The sequence below is a fragment of the Acinetobacter sp. GXMZU3951 genome, from assembly GCF_054457875.1.
The window spans coordinates 50,303-65,416 of the sequence record NZ_JBTLFO010000011.1 but is presented as its reverse complement, the minus strand read 5'-3'; the positions used below and the strand labels follow the sequence as shown (position 1 = coordinate 65,416).

Sequence of the window (15,114 nt, the reverse complement as noted above, 5' to 3'; positions counted from 1 at the left end):
AAAAAAAAGATTTGTGTTCATAAAAAACTCCGTTAGGATGAAATAGTCATTTTCATCCTGACCGAGCTTTATGAATATTATTAAACGAGCCACGTATAGCAGTGACGAAGTAGACATTCTTTCTCGAGAATATTTATTTCGCGGCTTTATTCAGGTTGAAAAAGTCAGCCTACGTCATCGTTTATTTCAACAAAGCCAATATACCTCGGTCATTCATCGGGAATTAATTCAACGTCCCGAAGCGGCTGGGGTTTTAATTTATAATGATCAGCAACAAAAGTTTGCCTTAATCGAACAATTTCGAATTGGCGCCATGGATGATCAAGACTCACCTTGGCAACTGGAAGTGATTGCGGGTGTTTTGGATGGTGATGAATCACCAGAAAGCTGTATCCGCAGAGAAAGCCTGGAAGAATCGGGCTGTGAATTACAACAGTTACAGCATCTTTTTAGCTTTTATCCATCTGCTGGTGCTTGTGCAGAATTATTTCATTTATATAGTGCAGAAGCTGAATTGCCTGAGCATGGTGGTGTTTTTGGTGTCGCGGATGAAGGTGAAAATATCCAATTGCATATAATGCACTATTCGGATATAGACAGCTTGTTGAGCAATGGTCGGCTCAGAAATGCACCTGTCATCATGGCATTACAATGGCTGGCACAGCATATTAAAACAATAAGGAATGTCTAAGGGGACAGACATGACTTCTAAACAACATGAACAGCAACAAAGCTGGACCATCATACAAATTTCAGACACACATCTGATGAATCAGGATGATTTAGAATTTGTGCATATGAATCCTGAACAAAGTTTTCATCGTGTGATGGCTCAAATTCAACAAGAATATCCAGAGGCTCACGCATTGATTCATACGGGTGACTTGGCACAAGTGCCTGTACCTGAAACCTATCAGCGTTATCTATCGTTTATGCAAAGCACAGGATTTCCGCATTATCAGGTGCCTGGCAACCATGATAGTGCGGAATTCTTTCCTTTTCATGACCAACAAAATAAAGTTCACGCCATTCCGATGGGGAATTGGTGTCTGATGCTGTTGAATAGCGCGGTGAAAGGAAAAATTGATGGCTGGATTGAGAGCGAACAATTAAAACAGTTAGATCAGTTGCTCAAGCAACATGCCGAGCAACATATCTTAATTGCCTGTCATCATCATCCTTTTGAAATGCGGTCGCGTTGGATTGATCAACATATTCTTAAGAATACGGAACATCTCACCGATGTGTTGGCCAAGCATCAGAATGTCAAGTTAGTGCTTTGCGGTCATGTGCATCAAACTTCGGAAAATCAATGGCATGGCATTCACTTTTTATCAACGCCTTCCACTTGTGTACAGTTCAAACCACATAGCGATGATTTTGCGCTGGATGACGAAGCACCGGGCTATCGGGTTGTACATTTAAAAGCCAATGGAGAGTTCAGCACACAAATTCATCGTACACAGCCCATACAGAAAAAAATAAATATTGAAATTACAGGGTACTAACTTTTCATTTCATTTTATTTCCATTATGTTATGGCTGCTAAATAAAAGGTGATAGCTTAAATCGAAACATCAAAGACTATCCAGAATTGAAAAAAGTCTATATGATGACGACCCCTGTGGAACAATCTCCGCATGGGCGGTAGATAAAAACACTTGCATATCACCATATTTTTTGCGTATAGATGTACGTATATGATGAGGAATGCCCTATATGGCGAATGACAACCAAACCCAAGTCTTGGATGAACATACAGATGTTGTAGATGACAAATCTACCAAGCGCGTACGTAAAGCAAAGCCGAAGGCAACAGAAGGTGGTTCTACTGCGAGCTTATTTGGTATTGAACCTTATCAGCCAAAAAAGAATGAAGAATACATGTCTGAAGGGCAGCTTGAGCACTTCCGTCAGATTTTACTGGCATGGAAAGCTGAGCTCATGTCTGAAGTGGATCGTACCCTCAACACCATGCAAGACGAAAACACTGCCTTGCCTGACGTGAATGACCGCGCAACGCAAGAAGAAGAATTTGCAATTGAATTAAGAACGCGTGACCGCGAACGTAAATTGATTCGTAAAATTGAACAATCCATTGAAGCCATCAAAAATGATGACTACGGTTTCTGTGAAACTTGCGGTATCGAAATTGGTTTACGCCGTTTAGAAGCACGTCCAACTGCGACCCTTTGTATTGATTGCAAAACTTTGGCTGAAATCAAAGAGAAGCAAAATAACGGTTAAGCATGTTATTGAATAATCCTCCCCTAACCCCTTCTTTACCTCAGAAGGGGGACAACAGGATGGCTTATGTGGGTCGGTTTGCGCCATCGCCAACCGGCCCTTTGCATTTTGGCTCCCTGCTCACCGCAGTCGCCAGTTATTGTGATGCTAAAGCACATCAAGGCAAATGGTTGGTTCGAGTCGAAGACACCGATATTCCCCGAATTTATCCTGGCAGTGAACAGCATATTTTAAAATGCCTCGAAGCTTTCCAGCTGTATCCGGATGCCGAGATTATCTTCCAGAAAAATCGCTTGGATCTCTATGAAGCGGTACTTGAGCAATTAAGAACAGCCCATCAGATTTATGCCTGTGCCTGTACCCGTAAAATGCTGGGTTCCAATCATATCTATGCTGGGACTTGCCGTAATTTAGCACTACCTTTTCAGCATCAGGCCATTCGCGTAAAAGTCGAAGACCAACGTATTTGCTTTCAAGATCGGCTACAAGGCCAACACTGCTCCAACTTAAAACATGATTTAGGTGACTTTGTGCTGAAGCGACGCGACGGCATTATTAATTATCAACTGGCTGTGGTGGTAGATGATTATTTGCAGGGTATTACCCATGTGGTCCGCGGTGCCGACCTGCTCGACAATACCGAACGTCAAATTTGGCTGGCATCGCTGTTGGGCTATCCGATTCTAAACTACATGCACCTTCCTCTTGCCATGAATGATCAGGGTCAAAAACTCTCGAAACAGAATCTGGCACAAGCCTTAGACCCCAGCCAAGCCCCTGAGCTTTTGCAGCAAGCCCTACGCGCTCTCCATCAACCCGAAGTAGACATAGACCAACCTGAGCTCATGTTGCAACAAGCCGTGGCGCAGTGGAATACTGATCTCATTCCTCACTGTATCGAATTAGAAGGACACTACCTCTGATTCAAGCTCAATAAAAAAAACCTCTCATCTCAGCAGACAAGAGGTTTTTCCATTTTGCAAACTATATACAGCGTGATGCTCAATCCCTCAAGCAACAACACTCGATTAGAAGCTGGATTCTTCTTTACTTGGGTTGATGTCTTGTGTAGTGGCATCAATTTTCAGAATCAGGCTAATCATCACCGCACACATAATTAAAGAAGAGCCGCCATAACTAATAAACGGCAAGGTTAAGCCCTTGGTCGGTAACATCCCCATATTCATGCCCGCATTCACCAGAATTTGCAGCAAGAAAATAATGCTAATACCGTAGGCTAAATAGCCTGCACGGAGATACTGATTGCGTAGCGCACGATGCCCAATTTTGATACAGCAAACCAGCATACCAAAAGACAGCAACAGTACTGCGGTAATCCCAAGAAAACCAAACTCTTCTCCCAGCACGGCCAACATAAAGTCGGTATGTGCTTCAGGCAAATATGACATTTTCTGGATACTGTGCCCCAAACCGACGCCCGTCCATTCCCCACGACCAAATGCCATCAGAGCATTCGAGAGCTGATAACCAGCCCCCAAAGGATCATTCCATGGATTCGAGAACGACATCAAACGCTCAAAACGGTAAGGCTCAAATACAATCAGGAAGAAGAAGGCGATTAGAATCGCACCCAGCGCGATACCAAACTGAATCACGGGCGCCCCTGCCAAAAAGAACACCCCCAACATCATCAGTACAATCACCACCGTTGCACCCAAATCGGGTTCGGCAATAATCAAACCGACCGTCAAGATCATGATCGCCGCAAGACGCACTAAGCCTTTGACAGTATTCCGCACTTCTGCAGCTCGACGCACCACATAGTCCGCCGTAAAGATCGCCATCATGACTTTGGCCACTTCCGTGGCTTGCAGAGTAAAACCAGCGATACGAATCCAACGTGTGGAACCGTTAACTTCTGTCCCAACAACCAAGACCGCGGCCAACAACACAATAGTGATCAACCACAGTGGAAAAGTGTTGTTAAACCAAACATTCAAAGACACACGATACGCCAAAAAGGCTGCTACTGACGCAACACCAATTGAAATCGCATGGCGTACCACGTAGTGGAAAGCATTTTCATGCATACGTTCTGCATAGGGCATTGAAGCTGAAGCCACCATGATGGAACCTAAACACAGCAAAGCAATCACACAAAAAATGAGAACATTCCGTGCCGAAAATTCAGCAGGAATTCTCGGGCTGACGCGGTCATAAACTTGCTGAACTTTATTGATCGTTGTCTGCGCTAAACTCGCCATACAACTCTCTCCTTATGATTCTTCTTAACTTAGAGCATTCACACAATCGACAAACTGATGACCACGGTCACCATAACTTTTAAACATATCAAAACTTGCACACGCAGGAGACAATAACACCACATCGTGTGCCTGTGTCTGTACTTGGCATAATTCTACAGCTTGCTTTAATGTAGCAGCATGTAAGATGGTTGTAGTTCCTGTAATTGCCTGTTCAATGAGGTGGGCATCTTCACCAATCAGCACCGCCAGTTTGGCATATTTTGCAAGCGAATCTTTCAAGGCGGTAAAATCTTGCCCCTTACCTTGCCCACCTAAAATAATCGCCACTTTGCCTTGCTGTGCTTCAATCGCAGCACCTAAGCCATCAATTGCAGCCAAGGTTGCTCCAATATTGGTGCCTTTAGAGTCATTGTAATAGCGGACTTGATTGACCTCTTTCACAAATTCACAGCGATGTTCCAAGCCTTTAAAATGCTTCAAAGTATTCAACATCGACTCGAGGGGTAAACCAATCGCTTCACCCAAAGCCAAACATGCCAAAGCATTCGCCACATTATGCGTGCCTTGAATATACATCTCCGAACTTTTCAATAGACGCTCACGCCCGCGAGCCAACCAAATGCTGCCATCACTATCTCTTAGAATTCCGTATTGATTCAGGTCTGGGGCATTCAAACCAAAACTTTGCATTGGGGTTACATCCGGTACCAAAGGACGCGTCAATGAGTCATCACGGTTATACACCACTTTTTTTACACCTTGGAAAATACGGTGTTTGGCTTGATGATACCCCCACATATCGCCATGGCGGTCTAAATGATCTTCACTCATGTTCAAGACCACCGCAACAGCAGCATTCAAGTTCGAGGTGGTTTCGAGTTGGAAGCTGGAAAGTTCCAGAATATAAAGTTCAGGATCATCCTTGGTTAAATCCAGTGCTGGGCGTCCTAAATTTCCGCCAACTGCAACTTTTTTGCCTGCTTCTTGCGCCATCAGCCCCATTAAAGTTGTAACGGTACTTTTGGCATTAGAACCTGTAATAGCCACAATTGGCTTATCCGTAGCACGACGTAAAATTTGAATTTCACTGACCACTGGAATTTGCTGTGCCACAGCGGCTTGCAGTTCTGGAAGCTTGAGATCTAAACCTGGACTGACAATAATTTCTTCGGCTTGTAAAAGTAATTCTTGATCCAATTGACCAAAACTAGTTTGTACCTCAGCAGGAATCTGATCATGTCCGGGAGGGGTTGGTCGTGAATCTGTTACTGCAACGCGGTAGCCATTTTCATGTAAAAAATTTACTGCTGCAACACCTGAAATTCCCAGCCCTGCAACAACTTTTAATCCACCACGCTGTATTAACATTTTTGCCCCATGTTTTGGTTGATTGGTAAAACTGACAAAATGTTAGCACTTTGCTGTTTTGAATGCTTTTTATGTTTTGACTTTCTCTCTGTTTTTTTGTGTCAGCGCGTAAAAAAGCCGTCAAATTTGACGGCTTTGGCAAGATAAAGGAAAAATTGCTTATTTCCACTTCACCGCTTGAATCTCAGGGTTTTTATTCGGGCTGGGTGTATCGTCTTGGCTACAACCGCAACCACCGCCACAACCTGCAACAGGAGCTGGTTTAAGCCAGTTCGATACCGTGTTCCAACCCTGCTTTCGCGTCAATTCTGCTAGCGCTCCGAAAGTTTTATTGGCAATTTTCGGAAAAACTTTCTTAAACACCACCACGGTGCTCCACAGCACTAATGCAGCAACAATTATCATTTCAACCATGTGCAGAGTCTCCTCTCAGATTAACCGAAATAGTGCGATGCAATTTGATAGGTCAGGAATGACATCAAATAAGCCAAGCCAAACAGATACGCAGTCATAAAGCTCACCGTTTTCCATGAGCCCGTTTCACGGCGCACCGTTGCCAAGGTCGCCAAACAATGAGGCGCATACACAAACCAAACCAGTAGAGATAAACCAGTTGCTAATGACCAGCCTAAATCACTATTGCCACCAATAATCGCAGCCAAGCCTTGCGACATCGCATCATCATCGACAGCGGATAAGGCATAGACTGTGCCTAGCGCAGCAACCACCACTTCCCGTGCCGCCATGGCCGGAATCAGCGCAATACAGATCTGCCAGTTAAAACCTAATGGCGCAAAAATCGGTTGCATCACATGCCCCAACATCCCCGCAAAGGAATAATCGATATCGGGCATGCTGGCACCCACAGGGGGTTGCGGGAAAGTACACAAGAACCAGAGCAAAACGGACAACGCAAAGATAATGCCACCGACGCGCTTCATAAAGATTTTGGTACGGTCCAATAAACCAATACCAACACTTTTTAAATCTGGAAAACGGTAACTTGGCAATTCCATCAGCAATGCGTGTTGCGACTTATCTTTCTCGAAAAACTTCAAGACAAAAGAAACCAGCAGTGCACTGACGATACCCGCCATATAAAGGGCAAACAGCACCAAACCTTGTAAGTTGAAAATCCCCCACACGGTTTGCGCCGGAATAAATGCCGCAATCAATAAGGCATATACGGGCAAACGGGCTGAACAGGTCATGAGTGGCGCGACAAAAATGGTGGTCAAGCGGTCACGCGGATCACTGATACTTCGGGTTGCCATAATGCCAGGAACCGCACACGCGAAACTCGACAATAGGGGAATAAACGCACGACCACTCAGCCCCGCTTTAAACATGAGTTTGTCGAGCAAAAAGGCTGCTCGGGGTAAATAACCCGACTCTTCCAGCACCAAAATAAAGAAGAATAGGATAATAATCTGTGGTAAGAACACCACAACACCGCCCGCCCCCGCGATAATGCCATCAACCACCAAGCTGTTGAGTAAAGGATGGGAAATATAAGCCCCGACCACTTCACCCAGCCAGCCAAACAGACTTTCAATGCCATCCATAAATGGCGCGGCCCAAGCAAAAACGGCTTGGAAAATTACGAACATCATCACCGCAAGGGTGACTAAACCGAGTACTGGATGTAAGAATATGCGATCCAGAAAATCAGAACGTTTATCTTCCTGATCGGCATACTGCACCACGTCATGCAAAATTGTGGCAATTTTCTGATGATGCGAACCTTTGAGTCCACTGAGTTCGGTATGCGGTACGGTATATTTGGCTTGATCTAAGGCATTGAGTAAATTTTCAATCCCGGCATTACGCACCGCCACGGTTTCTGCCACAGGAATACCCAAACGTTCAGACAATTTCTGGGTATTGATCTGCATCCCACGACGACGTGCTTCATCCATCATGTTCAGAACCAACAGAATTGGACGGCCCAATTCGATCATTTCCAGCACCAAGCCCAAATGCAGTTTTAAGTTGGTGGCATCCACCACACATAAAAATGCATCTTGATGCCCTTCTTCTGCAATTTTGCCTTGCACCACATCCCGGGTAATCGCTTCATCAGGACTGGTCGCATCAAGGCTATAGGTGCCCGGTAAATCCAGTACACGCACCGCTTTACCCGAAGGCAAAGAAAACTGTCCCATTTTCCGCTCTACCGTCACGCCTGCATAGTTCGCAACTTTTTGACGAGTCCCAGTTAAATGGTTAAATAAAGAGGTTTTACCACAGTTTGGATTCCCAACAAGGGCAATACGCAACGCATCACTCATGCAGGTGCTCCTTCCATCTCAACTTCAATTTTGGCTGCTTCTATTTTTCTGAGTGCAAAACGGGTAAAGCCGACCTGAATTAAAATCGGATCGCCACCAAAAACACCTTTGGTCACCACCTGAACGGAAGTACCTGGCACAAAGCCTAAAGTTTCCAAACGACTAGCAACAAGGTCGGTCTGAGCCGCATCACCATCCGTATTGCGTTTTACATTACGTATGATGGCTGTTTGCTTGACTTTCAAATCAGATAAAAGCACCGCACTAAACCCTTTAATATTTTCTGTAGTATACAAGCAAATGAGAATAATTACCAAGTAAGGTTTGATTCCAATTCGCATTCACTTTATACCATAAGGTCAATCCAGAAAAATGTTGTAAAATTAGTTAAGATGAGGGTTCTAAATCGGTTTCCTGAATTTGAACCTGCAATGTTAAATAAAAAACCCAGAATTCCTACACCTGTACAGATCCCTGAAAAACTCAGCTTTCTACACGGTTTTCGTGATTATTTAATTGCTCAAACAGTAAGCCCGCATACCCGTAATGCCTATCTGTCCGACCTGATTCAATGCAGTGAATGTCATGATAAAGCCATGATTGATTGGCACAGTGAAGACATTGCCGATGTCTTACTGAGCTTAACCAAACAGGGCAAAAGCCCGCGCTCCATTGCACGCAGCCTTTCCGCCTTACGATCATTTTTCAAATTTCTGCGCGAACAAAAGCTTCGCAGTGACAATCCTGTCGCCAGTCATCGCACCCCTAAAATAGGCAGAGCCCTCCCCAAAGATCTATCTGAACAAGATGTAGAGGCCCTGATTCTTGCACCAGATACCAGTACTGCATTGGGCTTACGCGACCGCGCCATGTTTGAAGTTCTGTATGCTTGCGGTTTACGTGTATCAGAATTGTTAAATTTACGTTTGGAGCTGATTAATCTCAAACAAGGCTATTTACGTATTGTGGGTAAAGGCAATAAAGAACGTCTTGTGCCTTTAGGCCAAGTGGCCTGTGAATGGATTGAGCGCTATTTGGCACAATCCCGCCCACAACTGTATAAATCGGCCACCGACTATGTCTTCCTGACGCTACAAGGCGGCATTATGAGTCGGCAAAACTTTTGGTATGCGATTAAACGCTACGCCTTGCAAGCAGGGATTCAAGCTGAACTCTCCCCCCATACGCTCAGACATGCGTTTGCCACCCACCTTCTCAATCATGGTGCAGATTTACGTGTGGTACAGGTGCTGTTAGGGCATAGCGACTTATCCACTACACAAATTTATACCCATGTGGCACAAGTACGGATGCAGCAACTGCATGCAGAATTTCATCCCCGAGCTTAAAGCAACAAGCAGATTGCGATCTGCTTCACAGAGTTCACACCAAGAAATACGCCTGAGTGAATTTTTTTTTGCTATGCTAGCTTCCTGTTTTTATACCTAAAAGAAAGGGTTTTATATGTCATTTACCCGCACAAAATTATTGATTGCATGTACCTTGGCAGGCAGTTTCGCCCTCACGGCATGTTCTAATTCAAATAATGATGACAAAAAGCAAAACACCTTAACAGCTAGTGCCCCTGCAACTGGTGAAGCCTCTAATCTTTCCGAGCGTAATGCGCAACAGCGTTTAATTAAAACTTTGGCACAACATTTCAAAACTGCGGGTATCAATGCCAAAATCATCGATGTCAAACCGACTGAAGTGCCAAATTTATATTGGGTTAACTTGGAAGGCATGAGTTCGGTCTATGCCACAAGTGATGGTAAATTCTTGATTCAGGGCGATGTCATTCGTCTAGGCGATAAACAATTACATAATGTCAGCGAGAATTTACAAGCCTCTGCGAACAAAAAGCATTTGGCGAGCCTAAAAATAGAAGATCTCTTGGTCTATCCAGCACAAGGTAAAACCAAGCATGTGATTTATGTATTTACCGATGCCAGCTGCCCATACTGTCACAAACTGCATGAACATATCCCTGAAATCACTGCCAAAGGTATTGAAGTTCGTTATATTGCATGGCCACGTGGTGAACAGTTCATGCCAGCCATGGAAAGCGTGTGGTGTAGTGCAGATCGTCAAGCGGCATTTGATCAAGCGATTGCAGGGGTACAACTACCAGCAGCCACCTGTAAGAATCCTGTGCGTGAGCAGTATCAATTGGGGCTCAATATGGGCGTGAATGGAACCCCTGCCATCTACAGCACCGAAGGGGTTTACCTAGGTGGATACCTCAGCCCTGAAGAATTAGACAAGCGCTTAAATAACTAATTTTTATTTGTTATTTTACTATTAGTTATAGGTGGAGATTATCTTCTCTCCACCCTAGAGTCTGAACGTTTTTTTAGCTATGATCTAGACTCGCGTAAAATTGAAGAAATATATGGAGTGTGACGTGAAACCAGTTCGTCTGGCAATCCTCGGTCTTGGTACTGTGGGTGGTGGTGCCCTTAAACTACTAAAAGAAAACGCTGCTGAGATTAAACGTCGCACCGGTCGAGGCATTGAAATTACCCATGTGGGTACTCGTCGTCCGCGTCCAGACCTTGATCTTCCAGCATCGGTTAAACAAAGTGCCGACCTCATGGACATCGTGCGTCAACCTGATGTCGATGTTGTAGTTGAAGTTATGGGAGGGATTCACCCAGCTTATGACGTCATCATGGAAGCCATCAAGCATGGCAAACAAGTGGTTACAGCCAACAAAGCACTCTTGGCTGAACACGGCAATGAGTTATTTAAAGCAGCAGAAGACAATGCTGTACAGATTGCCTATGAAGCGGCAGTCGCGGGTGGCATTCCGATTATTAAAGTGATTCGTGAAGGTCTGGCAGCCAATAAAATTGACTGGCTGGCTGGCATTATTAACGGCACAGGAAATTTCATCCTGACCGAAATGCGCGATAAAGGTCGTACCTTTGAAGATGTCCTACAAGAAGCACAAGAGTTGGGCTATGCCGAAGCTGACCCGACTTTTGATGTAGAAGGCATTGATGCTGCGCATAAACTGACAATTTTGGCGTCCTGCGCATTTGGTATTCCTTTACAGTTTGACAAAGTCTATACCGAGGGCATCAGTAAAGTGACTGCTCAAGATGTCAAGTATGCTGAAGAACTTGGTTTCCGCATTAAACATTTAGGGATTGCGCGTCGTACGGATAAAGGCATTGAACTTCGTGTTCACCCAACCCTGATTCCAGCCGAAGAATTGATTGCCAATGTCAATGGTGTGAAAAATGCGGTGCTGGTCCAAGCCAATGCCGTCGGCCCAACACTGTATTACGGTGCGGGAGCAGGTGCAGGCCCAACAGCCTCTGCGGTTGTTGCCGATGTGATTGATATCGTGCGTGACATTTCTTACACCGAAGATGGTGCAGGCACGATTCCTCAATTGGCATTTGAAGCATTAACCGACATGCCAATCTTGAGCCGTGAAGAAATGACCACTGGTTACTACATTCGCCTCAATGCCGAAGATCAAACGGGTGTACTGGCAGATGTCACCTCAATCTTAAGCCGCGCAGGCATTAGTATTGATGCCATCATGCAGCAGTCTCGCTTAAAAGACCTGATTCCAATCGTGATTCTGACCGATCCTGTGGTGGAGTCAAAAATGGATGAAGCTCTACAGCAAATTCAAGCCTTGCCAGCTATTCATGGCGAAATTGTGCGAATTCGTTTAGAATCGCTTGATAATTAATCGGGTCAAGGGGGCGATTCCCCCTTGCCAAGCTCTACCCATAATTGGAACATCATCATGTCGAATGCCAATCGTTATACTGGTTTAGTTGACCGTTATCGTGACCGTTTACCAGTGTCTGCTACTACTCGTGGAATCTCTTTAGGCGAAGGGAATACCCCGCTGATTAAATTAGAGAATATTCCACGCATTATTGGTAAAGATGTTGAAATTTATGTGAAATATGAAGGCTTGAACCCGACTGGCTCATTCAAAGACCGTGGCATGACCATGGCCGTGACCAAAGCCGTTGAAGATGGTTCCAAAGCCATTATCTGTGCGTCAACAGGTAACACTTCAGCAGCTGCGGCTGCTTATGCAGCACGTGCGGGCATTAAAGCATTCGTGTTAATCCCTGAAGGCAAAATTGCCATGGGTAAAATGGCACAAGCAATGATGTATGGTGCGATTACCATGCAAATTCGCGGTAACTTTGACGATGGCATGCGCCTTGTGAAAGAAGTGGCTGATCAAGCTCCGGTAACGATTGTAAACTCAATCAACCCGTACCGTTTACAAGGTCAAAAAACCATTGCTTACGAAATCGTAGAAGCTTTAGGTCGTGCGCCAGACTACCACTGCTTACCTGTCGGTAACGCGGGTAACATTACCGCACACTGGATGGGTTATACCGAAGCGGTGGCAAATCAGCCAGCGGATCAGTTTGAATACGTGACTTATGATGCTGCGACAGACCAATTCACGGGTCCTAAGCCTGAAGGCTTACCAACCATGGTTGGTTATCAAGCGGCAGGTGCTGCGCCTTTCTTACGTGGCGCGCCAGTTGAACAACCTGAAACTGTTGCAACTGCCATTCGTATTGGTAACCCACAAAGCTGGAACCATGCGAAAGCCGTAGTACGTGATTCTAAAGGTTGGTTCGATGAGCTACAAGATGCTGAAATCCTAGAAGCGCAACGTCTACTTTCTATGTATGAAGGTGTGTTTGTTGAACCTGCTTCTGCAGCTTCAATTGGTGGTGCAATTCGTGACATTAAAGCAGGTAAAATTGCTGAAGGTTCTGTAATTGTCTGCACCGTGACAGGTAATGGTCTGAAAGATCCTGACACTGCCATTAAGCAATGTGCTGATGCCGTCATGCTTTCTATCGATGCAACCATGGCGCAAGTCAAAGATTCAATTCTTTCAAATATGTAAGTTTTGAACTTAAGGAAAAACCAGTTGCAAGCAACTGGTTTTTTTATGCCTTAATCAAACCATAACGCAACTGAAACGCTTAGGGTGAATACCGATCACTACCTATAAAAAAACTCTTCACGAAGAAGAGTTTTTTTATTTTTTTCAATTAAATACGTTTTGGCAACTGACTTACCCACGTCATCAGGCGGGTTGCATCTTCAGTTCGACTTTGAGATGAACTAGCCCCTAGAATGACGACGACCGCAGGGCGAGAATTTAAGGTCGTATGCATCACCACACAACGCCCTGCCTCATTAATATAACCTGTTTTAGACAAGTTAATATTCCAACCACCATTACGAACTAAAGCATTGGTATTATTCGATTTGAGCACTCGATATCCCAAATTAAAATCATAACTGGCCGTGGTTGAAAACTGACGGATTAAGCCATATTGCGATGCGGTACTGACTAAAATTCCCAAATCACGTGCTGATGCAACATTATGTGGATCCAAGCCCGTTGACTCAACATAACGGGTTGAATTCATGCCCAAAGCCCGCGCTTTAGCATTCATCGCAGCAATGAAAGCACTACGTCCTCCTGGATACGTTCGTGCTAACGCAGCTGCCGCTGGATTTTCTGATTTCATTAAAGCAAAAAGTAACGCCTCAGCACGGTTCATGGTATCGCCCGCACGTAAGGTTGAACTGGAATTTTTACCACCCGCCCCAGCAAAATCAATCGACTGTAATGTAATTTCTTCTGACATATCTAAACGTGCATCAGCAATTACAACAGCTGTCATTAATTTGGTAATTGAAGCAATCGGTAAAGCCGTATTCGTATTTTTACTATAGAGTACCTCACCTGTTTGTGCATCCATGACCAGCGCGGCACGGGCATTGACAGAAGGTTGACTACTATAGCCAGCAGAGGTATCAATAATATGAACCGTTTTCGGTGCAGATGTGGTAGGAACCCCATTTGAACTGCGAACCGTCGTGGTCACCTTGGTTGAACCTTGCGGAGATATTTCCTCGCCGAGCGCAGAAACATCACTATTTAATAATTGACTTGCTTCCTCTGAAGACCAGCTCATTGAAGCCTGACCTGTACTCCCCGAGGAAGGATTAATGACGAGTTCAGCAAAACTTGTTGAACTCAGGCTGAGTAGAATAGACATACTCAACACATGCATGAATGACTTCTTAGAATTTTTCACAATCGTTTACTCAACTCAGGGAGGTAAGATACATTTGCGTATTACCTCAAATATGCCTTACATTTACACAGCAACGGGAAATTTCGTTCACGCTATTGTGCAAAACTTTTAATTTCGGAATAAGAATAGGATTGCTAATTTTGTCGTTTCATTGCAAGCTTATTTTGCTTTATGTAACAAAAATTATGTAATTTTTAGCCAGAGGGAGAAATCGGTGATTACAGTTTTAGTGGTGGATGACCATGAATTAGTCCGTACTGGTATTTGTCGTATGCTAGAAGACCATGCAGATGTTCAGGTCATTGGTCAGGCGGAATCTGGCGAAGAAGCCATTAATCTGGTCCGTCAGCATCACCCCAATGTTGTTTTACTCGATGTGAATATGCCTGGGATTGGTGGTGTAGAAACCACGCGTCGTCTGTTACAAACCGCACCTGAAACCAAAGTTTTGGCTGTCAGCGGCTTAGCAGAAGAACCCTATCCTTCTCTGTTATTAAAAGCAGGGGCTAAAGGTTATATCACCAAAGGCGCTCCTGTGAGTGAAATGGTGCGTGCCATCAATAAGGTGATGCAAGGCGGCAAATATTTCAGTGCCGACATTGCCGAGCAGTTGGCCAGTTCTTATTTATCTGACACGCAACAGTCGCCTTTTGATGCCCTGTCGGAACGTGAAATGCAAGTCGCCATGATGGTGGTGAATTGTATCAGTGCTCAAGAAATTGCCGACAAACTGTTTGTCAGTGTCAAAACCGTCAATACCTATCGTTACCGTATTTTTGAAAAACTGAATATTGATAGTGATGTCAAACTGACTCACTTAGCCATTCGTTACGGTCTGATCAAACCTTAAAATACCCAGCACCTTCA

15 protein-coding genes are annotated in these 15,114 nt (G+C 44.6%); 9 read left to right on the top strand and 6 right to left on the bottom strand.

Features of this window, described 5'->3' with window-relative positions; translation table 11 throughout:
- Positions 1–70: 70 nt before the first annotated feature.
- From ACX17N_RS14970 to gluQRS, 4 genes are all read left to right on the top strand, one after another.
- The gene (locus tag ACX17N_RS14970) at positions 71–691 is read left to right on the top strand and encodes an NUDIX domain-containing protein (RefSeq protein ID WP_458893362.1); all 621 of its coding nucleotides are present in this window, start codon (positions 71–73) and stop codon (positions 689–691) included.
- A 10-nt stretch (positions 692–701) separates the two neighbouring features.
- Positions 702–1,508, top strand: a complete 807-nt coding sequence (cpdA, locus tag ACX17N_RS14965; protein WP_458893361.1) for a 3',5'-cyclic-AMP phosphodiesterase — start codon at positions 702–704, stop codon at positions 1,506–1,508.
- Positions 1,509–1,719: 211 nt separating this feature from the next.
- Positions 1,720–2,247 (top strand): RNA polymerase-binding protein DksA, encoded by a 528-nt coding sequence (gene dksA / locus ACX17N_RS14960; RefSeq protein ID WP_016168471.1) that lies wholly within the window; start codon positions 1,720–1,722, stop codon positions 2,245–2,247.
- 2 nt (positions 2,248–2,249) lie between these two features.
- Positions 2,250–3,170, top strand: a complete 921-nt coding sequence (gluQRS, locus tag ACX17N_RS14955) for a tRNA glutamyl-Q(34) synthetase GluQRS (RefSeq protein WP_458893360.1) — start codon at positions 2,250–2,252, stop codon at positions 3,168–3,170.
- Positions 3,171–3,275: 105 nt separating this feature from the next.
- Here the strand turns inward: gluQRS and ftsW are convergent, their stop codons facing one another.
- The 5 genes from ftsW to ACX17N_RS14930 all read right to left on the bottom strand — a co-directional run bounded on the left by ftsW (position 3,276) and on the right by ACX17N_RS14930 (position 8,394).
- The gene (ftsW, locus tag ACX17N_RS14950; protein ID WP_458893359.1) at positions 3,276–4,472 is read right to left on the bottom strand and encodes a putative lipid II flippase FtsW; all 1,197 of its coding nucleotides are present in this window, start codon (positions 4,470–4,472) and stop codon (positions 3,276–3,278) included.
- Between the two features lie 24 nt (positions 4,473–4,496).
- On the bottom strand, positions 4,497–5,843 hold the full coding sequence (gene murD, locus ACX17N_RS14945; protein ID WP_458893358.1) for a UDP-N-acetylmuramoyl-L-alanine--D-glutamate ligase: 1,347 nt from the start codon (positions 5,841–5,843) through the stop codon (positions 4,497–4,499).
- A gap of 159 nt (positions 5,844–6,002) precedes the next feature.
- The gene (locus ACX17N_RS14940; RefSeq protein ID WP_458893357.1) at positions 6,003–6,257 is read right to left on the bottom strand and encodes a DUF6587 family protein; all 255 of its coding nucleotides are present in this window, start codon (positions 6,255–6,257) and stop codon (positions 6,003–6,005) included.
- 20 nt (positions 6,258–6,277) lie between these two features.
- Entirely contained in the window at positions 6,278–8,134 is a 1,857-nt protein-coding gene (gene feoB, locus ACX17N_RS14935; RefSeq protein ID WP_458893356.1) for a ferrous iron transporter B, read from the bottom strand.
- On the bottom strand, positions 8,131–8,394 hold the full coding sequence (locus tag ACX17N_RS14930; RefSeq protein WP_458893384.1) for a FeoA family protein: 264 nt from the start codon (positions 8,392–8,394) through the stop codon (positions 8,131–8,133). The genes feoB and ACX17N_RS14930 overlap by 4 nt, the downstream gene beginning before the upstream one ends.
- Before the next feature lie 171 nt (positions 8,395–8,565).
- On the opposite strand from ACX17N_RS14930, the gene xerD reads away from it, so the two are divergent.
- From xerD to thrC, 4 genes are all read left to right on the top strand, one after another.
- Positions 8,566–9,483 carry a site-specific tyrosine recombinase XerD gene (gene xerD, locus ACX17N_RS14925; protein ID WP_458893355.1) on the top strand — a complete coding sequence of 306 codons (918 nt, stop codon included), beginning with the start codon at positions 8,566–8,568 and terminating at the stop codon, positions 9,481–9,483.
- 115 nt (positions 9,484–9,598) lie between these two features.
- Positions 9,599–10,414 carry a DsbC family protein gene (locus ACX17N_RS14920; RefSeq protein ID WP_458893354.1) on the top strand — a complete coding sequence of 272 codons (816 nt, stop codon included), beginning with the start codon at positions 9,599–9,601 and terminating at the stop codon, positions 10,412–10,414.
- Between the two features lie 124 nt (positions 10,415–10,538).
- The gene (locus ACX17N_RS14915) at positions 10,539–11,843 is read left to right on the top strand and encodes a homoserine dehydrogenase (protein WP_458893353.1); all 1,305 of its coding nucleotides are present in this window, start codon (positions 10,539–10,541) and stop codon (positions 11,841–11,843) included.
- Between the two features lie 57 nt (positions 11,844–11,900).
- Positions 11,901–13,040 (top strand): threonine synthase, encoded by a 1,140-nt coding sequence (thrC, locus tag ACX17N_RS14910; RefSeq protein ID WP_458893352.1) that lies wholly within the window; start codon positions 11,901–11,903, stop codon positions 13,038–13,040.
- A 148-nt stretch (positions 13,041–13,188) separates the two neighbouring features.
- On the opposite strand, the gene pbpG is transcribed toward thrC, so the two are convergent.
- On the bottom strand, positions 13,189–14,247 hold the full coding sequence (gene pbpG / locus ACX17N_RS14905) for a D-alanyl-D-alanine endopeptidase PBP7/8 (RefSeq protein ID WP_458893351.1): 1,059 nt from the start codon (positions 14,245–14,247) through the stop codon (positions 13,189–13,191).
- Between the two features lie 214 nt (positions 14,248–14,461).
- On the opposite strand from pbpG, the gene gacA reads away from it, so the two are divergent.
- The gene (gene gacA / locus ACX17N_RS14900; protein ID WP_016168485.1) at positions 14,462–15,097 is read left to right on the top strand and encodes a response regulator transcription factor GacA; all 636 of its coding nucleotides are present in this window, start codon (positions 14,462–14,464) and stop codon (positions 15,095–15,097) included.
- The last annotated feature ends 17 nt before the right edge of the window (positions 15,098–15,114 follow it).

Excerpts from the sequence above, each read along its gene's own strand:
- dksA (WP_016168471.1), top strand. The coding sequence starts at position 1,720 with ATGGCGAATGACAACCAAACCCAAGTCTTGGATGAACATACAGATGTT.
- ACX17N_RS14940 (WP_458893357.1), bottom strand. The coding sequence starts at position 6,257 with ATGGTTGAAATGATAATTGTTGCTGCATTAGTGCTGTGGAGCACCGTG.
- feoB (WP_458893356.1), bottom strand. The coding sequence starts at position 8,134 with ATGAGTGATGCGTTGCGTATTGCCCTTGTTGGGAATCCAAACTGTGGT.
- cpdA (WP_458893361.1), top strand. The coding sequence starts at position 702 with ATGACTTCTAAACAACATGAACAGCAACAAAGCTGGACCATCATACAA.
- ACX17N_RS14970 (WP_458893362.1), top strand. The coding sequence starts at position 71 with ATGAATATTATTAAACGAGCCACGTATAGCAGTGACGAAGTAGACATT.
- xerD (WP_458893355.1), top strand. The coding sequence starts at position 8,566 with ATGTTAAATAAAAAACCCAGAATTCCTACACCTGTACAGATCCCTGAA.
- murD (WP_458893358.1), bottom strand. The coding sequence starts at position 5,843 with ATGTTAATACAGCGTGGTGGATTAAAAGTTGTTGCAGGGCTGGGAATT.
- thrC (WP_458893352.1), top strand. The coding sequence starts at position 11,901 with ATGTCGAATGCCAATCGTTATACTGGTTTAGTTGACCGTTATCGTGAC.
- ftsW (WP_458893359.1), bottom strand. The coding sequence starts at position 4,472 with ATGGCGAGTTTAGCGCAGACAACGATCAATAAAGTTCAGCAAGTTTAT.
- ACX17N_RS14920 (WP_458893354.1), top strand. The coding sequence starts at position 9,599 with ATGTCATTTACCCGCACAAAATTATTGATTGCATGTACCTTGGCAGGC.
- gluQRS (WP_458893360.1), top strand. The coding sequence starts at position 2,250 with ATGTTATTGAATAATCCTCCCCTAACCCCTTCTTTACCTCAGAAGGGG.